This is a genomic window from Alkanindiges illinoisensis, assembly GCF_004377485.1.
Classification (GTDB): Bacteria; Pseudomonadota; Gammaproteobacteria; order Pseudomonadales; family Moraxellaceae; genus Alkanindiges; species Alkanindiges illinoisensis_A.
Map to the genome: position 1 here is coordinate 39,511 of NZ_SNTY01000058.1, position 15,550 is coordinate 55,060.

The 15,550-nt window shown below is 47.9% G+C and carries 14 protein-coding genes; 8 read left to right on the forward strand and 6 right to left on the reverse strand.

Annotation, left to right across the window (positions count from 1 at the left end):
- Window positions 1-18 precede the first annotated feature (18 nt).
- Entirely contained in the window at window positions 19-585 is a 567-nt protein-coding gene (locus E2B99_RS11520; RefSeq protein WP_134245075.1) for a cob(I)yrinic acid a,c-diamide adenosyltransferase, read from the forward strand.
- A 205-nt stretch (window positions 586-790) separates the two neighbouring features.
- A complete protein-coding gene (locus E2B99_RS11525; RefSeq protein WP_134245076.1) occupies window positions 791-1,522 on the forward strand; it encodes a glycerophosphodiester phosphodiesterase in 732 nt (243 codons plus the stop codon).
- Between the two features lie 22 nt (window positions 1,523-1,544).
- On the opposite strand, the gene E2B99_RS11530 is transcribed toward E2B99_RS11525, so the two are convergent.
- The gene (locus E2B99_RS11530) at window positions 1,545-2,123 is read right to left on the reverse strand and encodes an META domain-containing protein (RefSeq protein WP_134245077.1); all 579 of its coding nucleotides are present in this window, start codon (window positions 2,121-2,123) and stop codon (window positions 1,545-1,547) included.
- A 211-nt stretch (window positions 2,124-2,334) separates the two neighbouring features.
- Between E2B99_RS11530 and E2B99_RS11535 the strand changes: the two genes are divergently transcribed.
- Complete coding sequence (locus tag E2B99_RS11535) at window positions 2,335-3,513, forward strand: acyl-CoA desaturase (RefSeq protein WP_134245078.1); 1,179 nt, start codon at window positions 2,335-2,337, stop codon at window positions 3,511-3,513.
- Window positions 3,514-3,580: 67 nt separating this feature from the next.
- Here E2B99_RS11535 and E2B99_RS11540 read toward each other — a convergent pair whose 3' ends face one another.
- Window positions 3,581-3,937, reverse strand: coding sequence for a DUF1304 domain-containing protein (locus tag E2B99_RS11540; RefSeq protein WP_134245212.1), 357 nt, complete (start codon window positions 3,935-3,937; stop codon window positions 3,581-3,583).
- Window positions 3,938-4,155: 218 nt separating this feature from the next.
- Between E2B99_RS11540 and E2B99_RS11545 the strand changes: the two genes are divergently transcribed.
- Window positions 4,156-5,586 (forward strand): protein adenylyltransferase SelO, encoded by a 1,431-nt coding sequence (locus tag E2B99_RS11545; RefSeq protein ID WP_134245079.1) that lies wholly within the window; start codon window positions 4,156-4,158, stop codon window positions 5,584-5,586.
- A gap of 75 nt (window positions 5,587-5,661) precedes the next feature.
- Here E2B99_RS11545 and E2B99_RS11550 read toward each other — a convergent pair whose 3' ends face one another.
- The gene (locus tag E2B99_RS11550; protein ID WP_134245080.1) at window positions 5,662-6,345 is read right to left on the reverse strand and encodes a response regulator; all 684 of its coding nucleotides are present in this window, start codon (window positions 6,343-6,345) and stop codon (window positions 5,662-5,664) included.
- A gap of 42 nt (window positions 6,346-6,387) precedes the next feature.
- Window positions 6,388-7,971, reverse strand: a complete 1,584-nt coding sequence (gene baeS / locus E2B99_RS11555; RefSeq protein ID WP_134245081.1) for a sensor histidine kinase efflux regulator BaeS — start codon at window positions 7,969-7,971, stop codon at window positions 6,388-6,390.
- A 163-nt stretch (window positions 7,972-8,134) separates the two neighbouring features.
- On the opposite strand from baeS, the gene E2B99_RS11560 reads away from it, so the two are divergent.
- The 3 genes from E2B99_RS11560 (at window position 8,135) to E2B99_RS11570 (ending at window position 12,619) form a co-directional block, all read left to right on the forward strand.
- Complete coding sequence (locus tag E2B99_RS11560; RefSeq protein WP_134245082.1) at window positions 8,135-8,485, forward strand: hypothetical protein; 351 nt, start codon at window positions 8,135-8,137, stop codon at window positions 8,483-8,485.
- 335 nt (window positions 8,486-8,820) lie between these two features.
- The gene (locus E2B99_RS11565) at window positions 8,821-10,620 is read left to right on the forward strand and encodes an acyl-CoA dehydrogenase C-terminal domain-containing protein (protein ID WP_134245083.1); all 1,800 of its coding nucleotides are present in this window, start codon (window positions 8,821-8,823) and stop codon (window positions 10,618-10,620) included.
- A 217-nt stretch (window positions 10,621-10,837) separates the two neighbouring features.
- Window positions 10,838-12,619, forward strand: coding sequence for an acyl-CoA dehydrogenase C-terminal domain-containing protein (locus E2B99_RS11570; RefSeq protein ID WP_134245084.1), 1,782 nt, complete (start codon window positions 10,838-10,840; stop codon window positions 12,617-12,619).
- 121 nt (window positions 12,620-12,740) lie between these two features.
- Here E2B99_RS11570 and E2B99_RS11575 read toward each other — a convergent pair whose 3' ends face one another.
- Window positions 12,741-13,187, reverse strand: a complete 447-nt coding sequence (locus E2B99_RS11575; protein ID WP_134245085.1) for an RcnB family protein — start codon at window positions 13,185-13,187, stop codon at window positions 12,741-12,743.
- Window positions 13,188-13,234: 47 nt separating this feature from the next.
- The gene (locus E2B99_RS11580) at window positions 13,235-13,636 is read right to left on the reverse strand and encodes an RcnB family protein (RefSeq protein WP_134245086.1); all 402 of its coding nucleotides are present in this window, start codon (window positions 13,634-13,636) and stop codon (window positions 13,235-13,237) included.
- Window positions 13,637-13,944: 308 nt separating this feature from the next.
- Here E2B99_RS11580 and E2B99_RS11585 point away from each other — a divergent pair, with 308 nt between their 5' ends.
- The gene (locus E2B99_RS11585) at window positions 13,945-15,450 is read left to right on the forward strand and encodes an ATP-dependent DNA helicase (RefSeq protein WP_134245087.1); all 1,506 of its coding nucleotides are present in this window, start codon (window positions 13,945-13,947) and stop codon (window positions 15,448-15,450) included.
- Window positions 15,451-15,550: the final 100 nt, after the last annotated feature.

Here is a 15,550-nt window from a genome sequence, read left to right on the forward strand (position 1 = left end):
ATAGAGATTAATCTAGCCATGGGACATCGGTTAAGCAAGATTTACACAAAAACAGGCGATGACGGCAGCACTGGTCTTGGTGATGGCAGCCGTGTACCCAAGGATGACTTAAGAGTTGAAGCCTATGGCACGGTGGATGAACTCAACAGTTTTGTCGGTGTGCTGCGGGCACAGCTTAATGTTGTAAGCTCTCCCCTGCCACATGATCTGGATAGCCAGTTAAGTCGCATCCAGCATGAACTGTTTGATCTGGGCGGCGAACTGTGCATTCCCAATTTTATTCTGGTCAAGGAACAAAGCATCCAGCATCTTGAACAGGAAATTGATCGCATGAATGAAGCCTTGCCGATGCTCAAAGACTTTATTTTGCCAGCAGGTTCACTGGCGGTATCGTATGCCCATGCTGCGCGCAGTATTTGTCGGCGTGCCGAACGCCATGTATATAGCCTAAGCCAGCGCGATGCCAATATTTCCCCGTTTGCCTTACAATATTTAAATCGCCTGTCCGACTGGTTGTTTGTGGCTGCCCGTCACATTAGTCGTGAAGATGGCGGTACGGAAGTATTATGGATTAAGAGTGAATAGATCTCTTGCATAAGTCTGGTTTCGACAAGCTCAACCAACGCTGCCTGAGCCTGTCGAAGGCGAGTTGGTACAACTTATGAAAGAAGTCTAATAAACAAATTTAGCCTATTGTTATGCTTTAAGCTGTTTTTCATGATCACTGCTAACTTTTAAGGCACACTGCGGTCATTAAATTGATATTGTCATACGGATCGTAAGGATAAATATGCGCTTGATTGGTCATCGCGGGGCACGTAACGAAGCACCGGAAAACACCCTGGGCGGGTTTAAGCACATCATTGCACTTGGACTCAAAGCAGTGGAATTTGATGTGCGCTTGTTACAGGATCAGCAACTTGCAGTCATCCACGATGATAACTTTTTGCGCACTACCGGACTTGACCAAACCATTGCCATGACCAGCAGTTACCAGCTGGCGCATACGGACAACCGGGTGGGCTGGGATCACTGGCCACAGGCAGAGCCAACGCCGCTGCTGGCTGAAGTACTGGACTTGATTCGCCATTTTGAACATATCGAAGTAGAAATCAAGGCAGTCAATGATGAGCAACAAGCCCAGCTCATAGCCAGTAAACTGCATCAGGTTCTGGAAGGCTGGCAGGATCGTGTAACCTTTACCTCATTTGATCTTAAAGTACTGGAAGCTTTTAAAAGCCTAAATTCCAGTTTTCAGCGTGGCTTACTGGTGGAATTGCCCTTAGGTGATGCCATTATTCCGATTGCCAAACAGCTCGGTTGCCAGCGCATTGGCCTGCGGGACAGCTTCGCCACACAGGATTTAATTGAAAAAATCCGTTTTGAACAACTGCTGTGTAGTGTCTGGACGGTCAATAACGTAGAGCGTGCCCGGCAACTGGCCAGCTGGAAAATTGACGGGCTGATTACTGATGTACCGAGTCAAATGCTGGCCGCGAACATTGAAGGCTGCTTTCTATAGCATTTTTCTATAAAATTTTTGTCTATTGGCCTGCACGTGCTGTCATCAGCAAAGCACCGTTCTGGTCGTATAAATACAGCATATTTTGCTGCAACTGATAACGGGTTACCCGCCCCAACACATCCATAATCTCGGCTTCCTGTGCCAGGGCATCCTCACAGGCCATATGCCCGGCCAGCGCCTGAATTTTAAGGGCTTGTGGTTCAGCAATCTGGTAGTTGCCCGTTAAGGCATTGCAGCCTGTAGAACCAGAAATCGTTTTTGCAGCGGATTGCAAAAACAGGTATGGGCGATTAATAAATGGCTGGGGATTCTTACTGTTAATAGACACCAAATCCCACCTAAAGTCGGTCAAGCCGGGAATACCTGCATTCTTAACTGCAAGCGGACGGTAAGCTGTGGTACTGGCAGTAGACTGATGTGATGTTGATCTTGGGGTGGCGGCAGTTGAAGTGCTGATTTTTTGAGTTACAATTTTTTGTGTGGATGTTGACTGACACGCTGTAATTGCTAAGCTACTGCTTAATAAGACAAGTTTTAGCCACCCTAATCTGGTCGGACAATCTAACGCTGTTACCTGTTGCTGTAATGGGTTAGACATATCATCTCCTTTTCAATAATTTTCAATGGGTTAAATCGTTAAATCCGACTTGCCGAAAAATTCAGCCGATTGGTATTGTTTGACTAGTGAACATCTGTTCGCCATGTTATGATGGCGATAAACCGCGCACTAAATACGTCGATTATAGTGAGCTGTCATTTCCTGCCTTGTATTCCCCTCTTATCTGTTTTGTTGCGGAGCTTTATTGGACATGAATTCCTCTCCTGCTCGTCCTCCCATTAACTGGCCTGCAGTGATTGTGTTGCTGGGTACGCCACTGGCCGCCTTGATTTTAATTCCGTGGTATGCCTGGAATCATGATTTTTCAATGGCCGCGTGGATCAGCTTTCTGGTATTTTTTGCGTGGAGTGGCCTTGGCATTACTGCTGGCTACCATCGCCTGTGGGCACACCGTGCCTATGAAGCCGCATGGCCGGTTCGTTTTGTATTAATGCTGGGTGGCACCTTAGCCATTCAAAATACAATCCTGTTCTGGGCATCAGGCCATCGTACCCATCATCGCCATGTGGATCATGTTGATAAAGACCCGTATTCAGCCAAGCGTGGATTCTGGTACTCACACATCGGCTGGATGCTGCGCGATTATTCCAGCGGTACACCAGATTATAAAAATGCGCCTGACCTGTTAAAAGACAAAATGGTGATGTTTCAGCATCGCTATTATACTCCTATGGTGATCCTGACCAATATTGGCTTTCCAGTTGCACTGGGCCTGATGGTTGGCGACCTCTGGGGCGTGGTACTGCTGGCTGGACTGTTGCGCCTGATTGCCAATCACCACGTGACTTTCTTTATCAATTCACTGTGCCATATGTTTGGCAGCCAGCCCTATACCGATGAAAACACAGCCCGTGACAATTTCTGGCTGGCGCTGTTTACCTGGGGTGAGGGTTATCACAACTTCCATCATATTTTCCAGTATGACTATCGCAACGGCGTAAAATGGTGGCAGTTTGACCCTACCAAATGGCTGATTTTAAGCCTGTCCAAAGTTGGCCTGACCCGCAATTTAAAGCGTATCCCGGCGTTTACCATTCGCAAGGCAGAAGTTGCCATGAAGTTTAAGCGTGCTGAAAAACACCTTGAAACCTATGGCCACGACATGCATGAGGATATTGTGCACATGCGCCAGAAGATTGCTCAGGAATATGAAGCCTTTAGCGCTACCTTAAACGACTGGGCAAAGCTCAAGGAACAAAGCATTGAAGCCAAAAAGGCTGCTGTTGCTGAACGAATCCAGCAGGTGGACTTGCGTCTGAAAATGGAATTCCAGCTGGTTGAGCAACGCATGCATGAACATAGTGCCCGCATGGAAACCATGATGCTGAATCTAAAACGCTATGTCCGTCGCCAGACCAATCCGGTTTAAGCACTGGATCGAATGATTAATGCTTTACAATAATCCCGCTTCGGCGGGATTTTTACTTTGCTAGTGCTTACCGGGCGGCATATAACACAATTAATGCAATCAGGGCAGGCATAGCCTGAATATATAAAATTTTGCGGCTTGCGGTAATGGCACCAAAAATACCAGCAACTAAAACACAACCTAGAAAGAACGTGGCAACCTGAACAAAAAAACCATCCTGCAAGGTTAAAGCCCAGAATAAACCGGCTGCCAGAAAACCATTATATAAGCCCTGATTTTGCGCCAGCACCTTGGTCAGCGTCGCTTTTTCAGGCGTATTGCCGAACGCTTTTAAGCCCAGCGGTTTATCCCACAAAAACATTTCCAGCAGCAGAAAATACATATGCAGCGCGCCAATCAGGCCAATCAGAATTTGCGCCAGTATTACCATTTTTATGCCCTACCATATAATGAGCTTTTATCATGCTGTTTTTTAAATCACTGGCAATGGCGCCGATCGGATTTGGGAACTGATTTTTAAACTGATCAGACAGTAAAAAATCTTGTAGCAAGAAAATGCAATGAAAAACCATTAGAGTTTTAGCATTTTATGCGCGTGAATCAATTAAACTGGTTGCAAATTACCGTTTGCCGAGCCTGATTATGCAGTTTGATAATCGCTATGCCACCCTTGATGAAAAACTGTTTCATCGTCAGCCGCCCTCTCCATTGCAACAGCCCATTGCTGGACACTTTAATACTCAAGTGGCAGCGCAACTCAACTGGCCCCAAAGTGCTGACTGGGTCAGTATTCTGGGTGGGCAAACCCTGCTGGAAGGCTTTGACCCTTTGGCCATGGCCTATGCAGGTCACCAGTTTGGTCATTGGGCGGGTCAGCTTGGGGATGGTCGCGGGCTGCTTTTGGGGCAGGTCATTGATATCAATGGCCAGTTGCAGGATTTGCATTTAAAGGGCGCGGGTCTCACGCCCTACTCCCGTATGGGTGATGGCCGTGCTGTTTTACGCTCGGTTATTCGTGAATATCTGGCAGGCCATGCGCTGCGTAATCTGGGAGTAGCATCCTCCAGTGCACTGGGCTTTGTAAGCTCCAAAACCCCAGTGCAGCGTGAGCAACTGGAACGTGGCGCCTGCTTGCTTCGGGTAGCGGATTGTCATGTGCGGCTGGGACATTTTGAATGGATTAATCAATACCAGCCCGAATTGCTTGAAGCATTCACCAGCAAAATGATTGACTGGTATTATCCGGAATGTAAAACCGAAGCTGAAAGCACCGGTATTAATCCCGTACTGTGCTTTGCCAAGGCGGTAATTCAGCGCACCGCCAAGACCATTAGTGACTGGCAATTGGTGGGTTTTGCGCATGGCGTGATGAATACCGATAATTTATCCATTACCGGCAGCACACTGGATTTTGGCCCGTTTGGTTTTCTGGAGCGCTTTAACCCGGCATGGATCAACAATCATTCCGATCATGGTGGGCGCTACACCTACCAGAACCAGCCCAGTATTGCCCACTGGAATTTATGGGTATGGCTGGGTCAGCTTTTACCGCTGGGTCTGGATAAGGAAGATTTGCAGGCCGCACTAGCTGAATTTGAGCCTGCCTTTTTGCATCATTACCGTGAAGGCATGGCCAAAAAGCTCGGTATTGACGCGGAGCATCCTGAAAGCTTTGACACTGGCATGGATTTTTTACGACTCTTGCAAGCCGAAAAACTGGACTATACCACCAGCTTTAGACGACTGATTGATGAAAACCACTGGCAGGCATTTCGTGATGACTGCATTGATGTGGCAGCCTTTGACCAGTTTATAGAGCGCTACCAGCGTGTCATTAGCGAGCAGCCGTTAGCAAACCGTCAGGCACTGATGCAGGAAAATAATCCGGTATATATCCTGCGTAATCACATGGCGCAGCAGGCTATTGAAAAAGCCGAACAGGATGATTTTAGTGAGGTTGACCGCCTATATCAGCTACTGACAACGCCCTATACCCCACAACCGGATATTGAGCAGGAAAATGACCTGTTGCCGCCATTTGGTGAAGAGGTCGCGGTGAGTTGTTCTTCTTAAAGCTCAAAATTAAATCATACAAAACTTCCTCCCCTGCTAAGGGGAGGTTAAGTGAGATTTACGTATTAGCTTTCATTACTGATTTTCATCGTAGTCGAAGCGATAGCCCACGCCATACACCGAATGAATCCACTCGTGCTTGCTGCCAGTATCAGCCGTTTCACTAATCTTGCGGCGCAGGTTCTTGATATGACTATCAATCACGCGGTCAGTCACCTCAAAGCTGTCCGGGTTTAAGTGATCCAGCAACTGGCCACGTGAGAAAATCTGTCCGACATGCTTTAAAAATAAGGCCAGCAGACGAAATTCGGTGGGTGTCAGGTTGAGGGTTTTTTGCTTGTACCAGATGCGCTGCTGGCTTTCATCAATCTTAAACAGGGCTTTTTGCGCAGGCTGGCTATGGGCACGGCGCAAGACTGCCTGTACGCGAGCCACCAGTTCTTTTGGGCTAAAAGGCTTGCAGACATAATCGTCAGCGCCCAGTTTCAGGCCCAGCAACCGGTCAATTTCCTCAGTTAATGCAGTGACCATAATAATTGGTACATTGGACACTTCGCGCAGTTTGCGGCAAACCCCCAGACCATCTAGGCGTGGCAGCATCAAATCCAGAATGATCAGGTCAGGATTATCCTGTAAGGCAGCCTGCAAGCCAGTCTGGCCATCATTAAAGATTTCAACCTCATAATTGGCTTGCACCAGATAATCACGTACCAGCTCTGCCAGTTCTTTTTCATCTTCAATAATAAATATTTTTGCCATGGTCGTTTTCCTTATTGATAAATCATTGGTCAGGGTGTCAATTTATTGCGTGGGCTTGATGGGTAAACACAAGGTTGCACGTAGTCCGCCCAGTGGTGAATGACTAAACAGAATACTGCCATCATGCGCCTCAGCAATTTGCCGTGACAGTGCCAGCCCTAGTCCACTACCACCGGTTGCCCGGTTACGCGAGCTATCCACCCGGTAAAAACGCTCACCCAGACGTTCCAGTTCTTCATCACTCAGGCCAGGCGGGCTGTCATCCACATGCAGTTTCCACTTGCTCTCAGTAATTTCAACACTTAACGCCAGTTCACCGTTATCGTTGGTATAGCGGCGGGTATTTTCCAGAAAATTAGCAATCACCTGCCGAATGCGGTCGGGGTCAATATTCAGTTCAATTTCATGGATAGGTGGTACTACATTGACATGGAGCTGCTTGGCTGCAAATTTATGTTCAAAGCTTTCCACTTCCTGCAACACAATATTCCACGGATTGCATAATCTAAAGTGACATTGCAATTGTCCAACATCTGCCTTGGCAAGTTCATTTAAATCTTGTACCAGTTTCTTTAACGTAAGTACTTGTCTTTGCATGCCTTGTAAATGAGCGGGTGTGGCTTGACGCACGCCATCCAGCATGGCTTCAATCTGTGCCTGCAACACGCTGATGGGTGTTCTTAGCTCATGCGATGTATCTGCCACCCATTGGCGGCGTGACTGTTCATGCTGGTACAAAATGGTCGATAGCTGGTTAATAGACTGTGCCAGGTCACCTAGTTCATCATTGCGGCGGATTTCTATATGCTGCTGATAATTGCCATGCGTCAGTTCAGATGCTGTTTCCAGTAGCTCGCCAATCGGACGGCGAAAGTTACGTGCCAGCAACGAGGACACAATCGCACTTACCAGAAAACAGCTTAGGCCAATCCAGATTAAATAACGGCTTTGCGCCGAGAAAAAATTAACCGACAGGGTATCTTCCGGATCAAGTGCTGGCTGCAAACCCAAGTAGCCAATAGTTTTGCCATTGAGCTTGATGCTACGCCGGGGCAAGTCTTCTGCCGAGCGCAAGCCCACTAGATAATTGCCTTCGTCATCATAAAGCACCAGTCGCTTGCCCAGTTCAAGGCGGTCAAGACCTGGCATTATTGGCGGTGGCCCGGATGGCTGAAACGGTGGTAAATAGGCACGACCCGCGTCCTGATCGTCCATTAACAGCGGAGCCAGGGATAATGGAGAAGCCAGACTGCCATTTTCCAGATAAGAACCATTGGCCGCGTTGCCGCGTGAGTAACGCTCTTCCAGCCGACGCTTGAGACTGCGGCGCATGGCCAGCTCATACTGATAACGCAACCAGCGTTTTTTAACCCGGTCATAAGGCACGACGCCCGACCGCACCGAGGCATTCATGGCATCCTGCCAGGTGCCATAACGCTGATACTGATTGGCCAGGCCATCGACCAGCACGTCCAGCCGCTGCATTTCAACTTCAGCGACATAACGCGAAAAGCCTTTTTGCATGGTGAAATGCAGCATGAGCAGTCCCACCAGGCTAATGATCAATGTCGTCATCAACACTGCAATAAACAGGCGCGATGCAATGGGTAGACGTAATTTGGTCACAATCAGCCACTCAGATCCATAAGATGCAAACCTTGCCCGTAAATTGGCAAATATGCAAGATATCGCTGCTTCATCATTTCTCCAACTTGTTTTTTTATTTTAAGTTTTAGGGAAATCCCTACTATTTTTATGCCAGATTTTTTTGAGTGATCCAAGGAGTATTATGATGAAATCAGCTTCCCTGTTTAAACCGGCACTGGTAGCACTTTCATTGGCAGGTGTGCTGGCAGGTTGTCAAACTGCGCCATCAGCAAACCCACCACATCCTGATCCGGTAGGTGACATGGGCCATAAAGAAGGCAAGCATCGCATGCATCGTTTTCATAAGGGTGATGGCCCACGTATGCAGGATGGCTGGCGTAATCCTGAAGTTCGCGCCCAGTTGCAGCAAGCCTGTGCTGGTAAAACCGTTGGACAATTAGTTACAATTACCCTACAAAATGGCAAAACACTACAAGGCAGCTGTGAATTGCGTTTTAAACCTGAGTTGCCGCCTGCTGGCAATCGGCCCTAATTGATTTATGAGTTCCTTAAAAGCCTGTCATTGCAGTTTGCAGCCAGGCTTTTGAGTTCAAATATTTTTTGTTGCCTAGTTTTCGCCTTAATCCCGCCGATTTACCGCCCTGCCCTGAAAAAATCATTTATAATGCGGCGATTTTTTACCATGCTTGACTATTCAGTCATAAAATATGGTGGTAGGCCGCCCCTGACTGAACCAAACTTGCATTCGTTTAAATTGGCTCAATCTCTATTGGGAATAATGCGGTCCATCAATACAGATTGCGCTTTCGTGCCACCATTGATGTGATTTATTTAGTGCAATTTTTTGCCGTTTCGAGGAAATAAAATATGCCACAGTACAAAGCACCGTTACGTGACATTCAGTTTGTAATGCACGAGTTGCTCAATGCCGAACAGCATTATGACAAAATCTCTGCCTATGCTGGTACAAATCGCGAACTGATCGATGGCATTATTGAAGCTGCTGCTGATTTTTGCGAAAACGAATTATCCCCAATCAACCATTCCGGTGATCAGGAAGGTTGTCATTACGAAGACGGCGTAGTTACCACGCCAAAAGGCTTTAAAGAAGCCTACCAGAAATATATCGAGCTGGGCTATCCGTCACTGGCGGTATCTGCTGAACATGGCGGCCAGGGCCTGCCAGGTTCTATTGGCAATGCCATTTCTGAGCTAGTTGGTACAGCTAACTGGTCATGGGGCATGTATCCTGGCCTGTCTCATGGTGCGATCCGTACCCTTGAACATCATGGCAATGAGCAGCAAAAACAGGTTTACCTCAGCAAGCTGGTTACCGGCGAATGGACTGGCACAATGTGTCTGACTGAAGCCCATGCCGGTTCTGACCTAGGTATTATCCGTACCAAAGCCGAGCCAAACGAAGATGGAAGCTATGCGATTACTGGCCAGAAAATCTTTATTTCTGCCGGTGAACACGATATGGCGGAAAATATTGTTCATATCGTACTAGCACGCCTGCCTGGTGCACCAAAAGGCACCAAGGGGATTTCCCTGTTTATCGTGCCCAAGTTCAATGTGAACGAAGACGGCAGCATCGGCGAGCGCAACAAGGTTCGCTGTGGTTCGATTGAACACAAAATGGGTATTCATGGTAACGCCACTTGCGTGATGAACTTTGACAGCGCCAAGGGCTTCCTGATTGGGCCAGAAAACCGCGGTCTAAACTGCATGTTCACCTTTATGAATGTAGCGCGTATTGGTACGGCGATTCAGGGTCTGGCAGCTGCTGAAGGCTCGTTCCAGGGGGCTTTGACTTATGCACGTGACCGTCTGGCCATGCGTTCACTCACTGGCCCTAAAATGCCAGAAAAAGAAGCTGACCCGATTATCGTTCACCCTGCTGTACGCAACATGCTGCTGACCCAGAAAGCATTTGCTGAAGGTGGCCGTGCGCTGGTTTACCTGTTATCCCAGTTTGCTGATATCGTTGAAGCGGGTGACAACGAAGAAGAGAAAAAATACGCTGATAACATCCTGTCCCTGTTAACCCCGATTGCTAAAGCCTTCCTGACTGAAACCGGTTATGAAGCAGCCAATCATGGTGTACAGGTGTATGGTGGCCATGGCTTTATCTCTGAATGGGGTATGGAACAGATCGTGCGTGATACCCGCATTGCCTGTTTATACGAAGGCACCACTGAAATTCAGGCGCTGGATTTGCTCGGCCGTAAAGTGCTGCAAACTCAGGGTGCCCTGCTCAAAGACTTCACCAAAATCATTCACAAGTTCTGTGAAGCAAACAAGGACAATGCTGCCATGGCAGAGTTCATTGAGCCGCTGACTGCACTGAACAAGGAATGGGGTGACCTGACCATGCAGATTGGTATGAAAGCCATGCAGAACCCGGATGAAGTGGGCGCTGCTGCGGTTGACTACCTGTACTTCTCTGGTTATGTGACCTTTGCTTACCTGTGGGCCCGCATGGCGCTGGTTGCTCAGGAGAAACTGGCCGGTGACACCACCGAAACCGACTTCTACAATGCCAAGATCACGACTGCCCGTTTCTACTTCAAGAAACTGTTGCCACGTACCCGCTCGCACGTGGAAGTGATTGCTACTGGTGTAGAGTCCTTGATGGCACTAGATGCAGAACATTTTGCATTCTAAGCTGTTGTAAACAGAAGCTGGCGCCATGCCAGCTTTTTGTTTTGTTTGTGGAGTGTATTTTAGATGGATAGTAATGCACCTATCCATCTGCCAGCATCGCCCTACGTTTCGGGCACGATTTTAGCTTATAATGCTGCAAATTTTATCTGGTTGCTGTTTTTCAGCCCCTTGTTGATTGCTGTTCTAATCTCTCTTAACTTGTTCCTGTAGGTGAATAATGCCAATTTATAATGCCCCTCTTGCAGACATGCGCTTTATTTTAAATGACGTGTTCAATGCTGAACAATTCTGGCAAAGCAATGCTGGTCTGTCTCATATTGACAGCGCCACTGTTGATGCCATTTTGGAAGAAATGGCCAAGTTTGCCCAGAACGTGACCCTGCCGCTGAACCGCAGTGGTGATGAAGAGGGCGCGCGCATTGAAAATGGTCAGGTGTATACGCCAGCAGGCTTCAAGGATGCATTCCGTCAATTTGCCGATGGCGGCTGGATTGGTCTGGGTGCCGATGAGCAATGGGGTGGTCAGGGCATGCCAAAAATGCTGACTGTACTGACGGATGAAATGCTGTTTTCCACCAATCCCTCATTCCAGCTTTATCCGCTGTTATCCATTGGCGCAGGTATGGCCTTAAACAGCTATGCTTCTGAAGAACAAAAACAAACCTATCTGCCAAAAATCTACAGTGGCGAATGGGGCGGCACCATGTGTCTGACCGAACCACATGCCGGTACTGATCTCGGTATTATCAAAACCAAAGCCGTTGCCAACGATGATGGTTCTTACAGCATTACTGGCACCAAGATCTTTATTACCGGTGGTGATAATGACCTGTGCGAAAATATCATTCATCTGGTACTGGCCAAAACCCCGGAGGCGCCTGCTGGTTCACGCGGGATTTCACTGTTTATCGTACCAAAATTCCTGGTTAACGAAGATGGCAGCGTGGGCGAGCGTAATCCGGTTGGCCCCGGCTCTATTGAGCACAAAATGGGTATCAAGGCCTCTGCAACCTGCGTGATGAACTTTGATGGTGCCAAAGGCTATCTGGTTGGTAAGGAAAACGAAGGTCTGGCCGCCATGTTCGTGATGATGAATTACGAGCGCCTGTCCATGGGGATTCAGGGCATTGGTGCGTCTGAATATGCCTATCAAAATGCTGCCCAATATGCCACTGACCGCCTGCAAGGCCGTAGTGCAACCGGTGCCAAGCAGCCTGAAAAAGTCGCTGACAGTATTCTGGTGCATCCGGATGTACGTCGTATGCTGCTTAACGTGCGTGCCACCAATGAAGCCTCACGCGCCTTTGCAGTCTATGTAGGCCAGCAACTGGATATGACCAAGTTCTGTGAAGATCAGGACACGGTTAAGAAAGCCAATGACCGGGTTGCCCTGCTGACTCCGGTGGCCAAAGCCTACCTGACGGATGTTGCCCTAAATGCCACACTGGATGCCCAGATGGTGTTTGGTGGTCATGGCTATATCCGTGAATGGGGTATGGAACAGTGCGTGCGCGACCTGCGGATTGCCCAGATTTATGAAGGCACCAATGGCGTACAGGCACAGGATCTGATGGGTCGTAAGGTGGTGAAAAACGGCGGTGCATTTGTTGCCACCTATCTGGCAGAAATCCGCGAGTTTGCCAATACCCTGTCTGCCGATCTGGACTTCATCAAGCAAGCAACCCTGAATTCTGCCGATAAGCTGGAGCAGGTCACCAAACTGGTCATTGAAAATGCTCAGGGCAATCCTGATGAAATCAATGCCGCTTCTGTGGATTACCTGCATGCCTTTGGTCTGGTGAGCTATGCGTATATGTTTGCCAAAATCAGTGCTGCAGCCAGCCAGAAATCCGGTGAGTTCTATGAGAGCAAGCTGAATCTGGCCAAGTACTTTGTGGCGCGCATGTTGCCAGAACTGGATTCCCGCATTGCCAAGATTCAGGCTGGTGGCGCGCTGCTGATGCAATTTAGCCCTGAATATTTCACCACCTATGCCTAAGCCTGCATGGAGCTAATGACTGGATTGCAATACATCCAGTCATTAAAAACTGGTGTTAAGCAAAAAAGCCTACATGATGTAGGCTTTTTTGTTGTGTGCATGGCGTTGTGAAAGTTTATAATTACCAGATACGGGAAACACGATGGTTCCCTACAGAAACCTGAACAAATCGGCCATTAATCCGCAGCCATTCATGGCCGCGTGGCGGCGCACTCAGGCGATAGGCACGCCAGTCATGCACCACATAACGCGGTGAATGATACGCTACCGGCAAATACTCGCCTCGTCGCCACTGATGATAAGCAGCATGACGCTGTGCTGCGCGATAGCGTGCCTGTTGTTTTAACTGCTGCTTAACATGCTGCCGATGTAATTCACGTTCATGCTGTACACGCTGTTCATGACGATAATCATGGCGGTGCTCATAACGCTGGGCGTGATTATCGCTCCACGCGCTGGCCGATGCACTGGCCAGCATGAGTGAAGCAACCAGCATACCCAGACCCAGCATCCTGTTTTGCATGCTGCCCGTTTTTATTGCTGTTATGTCCTTATTGATAATTTTCATGGCGTGATGCTCCTGCCCTGCTGTTTTGTGTTGACGTCTGGCTTTATTTAGCGGCCACTGATGATCCGGATAATGTGATGATTGACCACATTAACCAGTACATAATCGCCTTTAATCTTAAACCATTGCTGGTTTCTACCCGGTGCTTGCAGGCCAGCGCCCTTATAGCGATAAACCTGATACCCTTTTGCGCGGTACTGGTTTGGCAAAACATAGCCGGTTTTCCAGTGGGTATGCGGTGTAAATTCCTTGCGATTATACTGGTCACGATGTAAATCGTGGCTGACCTGAACCACCTTAACCGGACGATAATCTACTGCATGATGATCTTTAGCATGTTCATAGGCGTGGTTGTTATGGTCATCATGGCTGGGGTAAGCAAAGGAATGGATTGAAACCATGCTCAAGCCAATCAGCATCAGGGTTTTTAGGGTTACTGTGTTTTTCATGGTCTGATTGAACACTCATTGCTAGTGGCGCGAATCATCGCCATAACTTTAATTTAATACTGGCTTGGGGAGAAACTGTGAAGGTAGTTTTGCTGTTTAACGCAGGTCTGAATATTCAAGCTGTAAATTCTCTTCATAATTTGTTACAACTGCGAATAAACGAATACTTTATGTGCAGGAGATCAAACTCCATTAAAGTACAAGCATGCACTGGGTTTGCATAAAATCTTTCCATCAAACTATTTATGGTATCTGTCTGCTGTGGCAGAGCTACTATTTTCTCTGTAATCAATCGCTGATAAGTCTCTATGAAGCCTGATGATCCGTCCAGTGATACTGCGGCACCATTTGCCCTGAACAATGTATTTTTTCATCTTAAAAAATCGGTTCAGTTGCAGCTCATTGACCATGATATTGAATCATCGCAGAAACAGTTAAGTGGCCCATCAGTGCAAAGTGCTGAACTTCAGTATGCGCTAAAAACCATGACACAGATGGCGCAGCATCAGGGCAGCCTTCGCACTGTCAGGGCCATTGAGATACTGCCGGAATACCTGTTTGTTAAGCAGCTAGTTGAGCAGCAATTTCCAGTCATCTTTTTAACTGGTGGTGCAGGCACCGGCAAAAGTACCTTTATTAAATGGTTATGCCGTGAATACCGGGGCGAAGTTCTGCTCGGCGCGCCTACTGCCATGGCAGCCATTAATGTCGGTGGCCGTACCCTGCATTCCATGTTTCAGTTGCCACCCGCCTGGATTGTCAAGCAGGACATCAAGCCAGGTAAAAAACGTGAAATCAAGAAAGCCAAGTTGCTGATTATTGATGAAATTTCCATGGTTACTGCCAACCTGCTGGATGGTATAAGTGCCTATTTGCGCCTTAATCGCGGTATTGACAAACCCTTTGGTGGCCTGACTGTGGTGATGGTGGGCGACCTGTTCCAGTTACCCCCGGTAATTAGTGAAAAAACCCGTGACCTGTTTGAACAGGTGTATGGCAGCCCCAAGTTTTATAATGCCCGCAGCCTGAAAACCACCGATTACTGTGCGATTGAACTTACCCACACCTATCGGCAAACCCAGCAGGATTTTGTGCAACTGCTCTGCAATATCCGTGAAGGCCAGGATCTTGCTGATAGCATTGAACAGTTAAACCAGCGCTGCCTGATTACCAAAACACCGCCGCAGGGTGCAGTATGGCTCTCGCCCAGAAACGCTGAGGTTGAACACAAGAATCAGGCTGAACTGGCCCGGATTGATGCATCTGAAGTGTGTTATAGCGGTAAGCTTGAAGGTGAATTCAAGGAAGACCGCCTGCCCTCTCCCCTACATTTGCGACTTAAAGTTGGCGCACAGGTGATGTTTACCCAGAATGACCCACAGCGGCGCTGGCTTAACGGAACGGTTGGCCAGATGACTGCCTTGCATGATGATGAAATTATTGTAAGCCTGCAAAGTACGGGTGAAAAAGTAGCCGTCGAACGGGTGGAATGGCTGGAATATCATTATCAGTGGAACCCGGCCAAACAGGAAATCGAGCGTATTGAAGTGGGCAGCTACATCCAGTTTCCCCTAGTGCTGGCCTGGGCAATGACGGTTCATAAAAGTCAGGGCCGCACCATTGACAAGGTGCATCTGGAACTGGGCAAAGGTGCTTTTGAAACTGGCCAGACCTATGTAGCACTAAGCCGCTGTCGCACACTGGAAGGCTTGTCTTTTTCACGCCAGCTTCATCTTAATGACATTCTGGTCGATACAGAATCGGTAAATTTTTATCGGCAGCTTCGTGAAGGAAATGTGTTAATTTCATCATAATTCATGAAAAAACATACTTAAGAAATATTGCTAATAATAATAATTATCATTACAATAGCCAACAATTTGTAACCAAGTACTTCTTTGGGTTCTTCTGGAA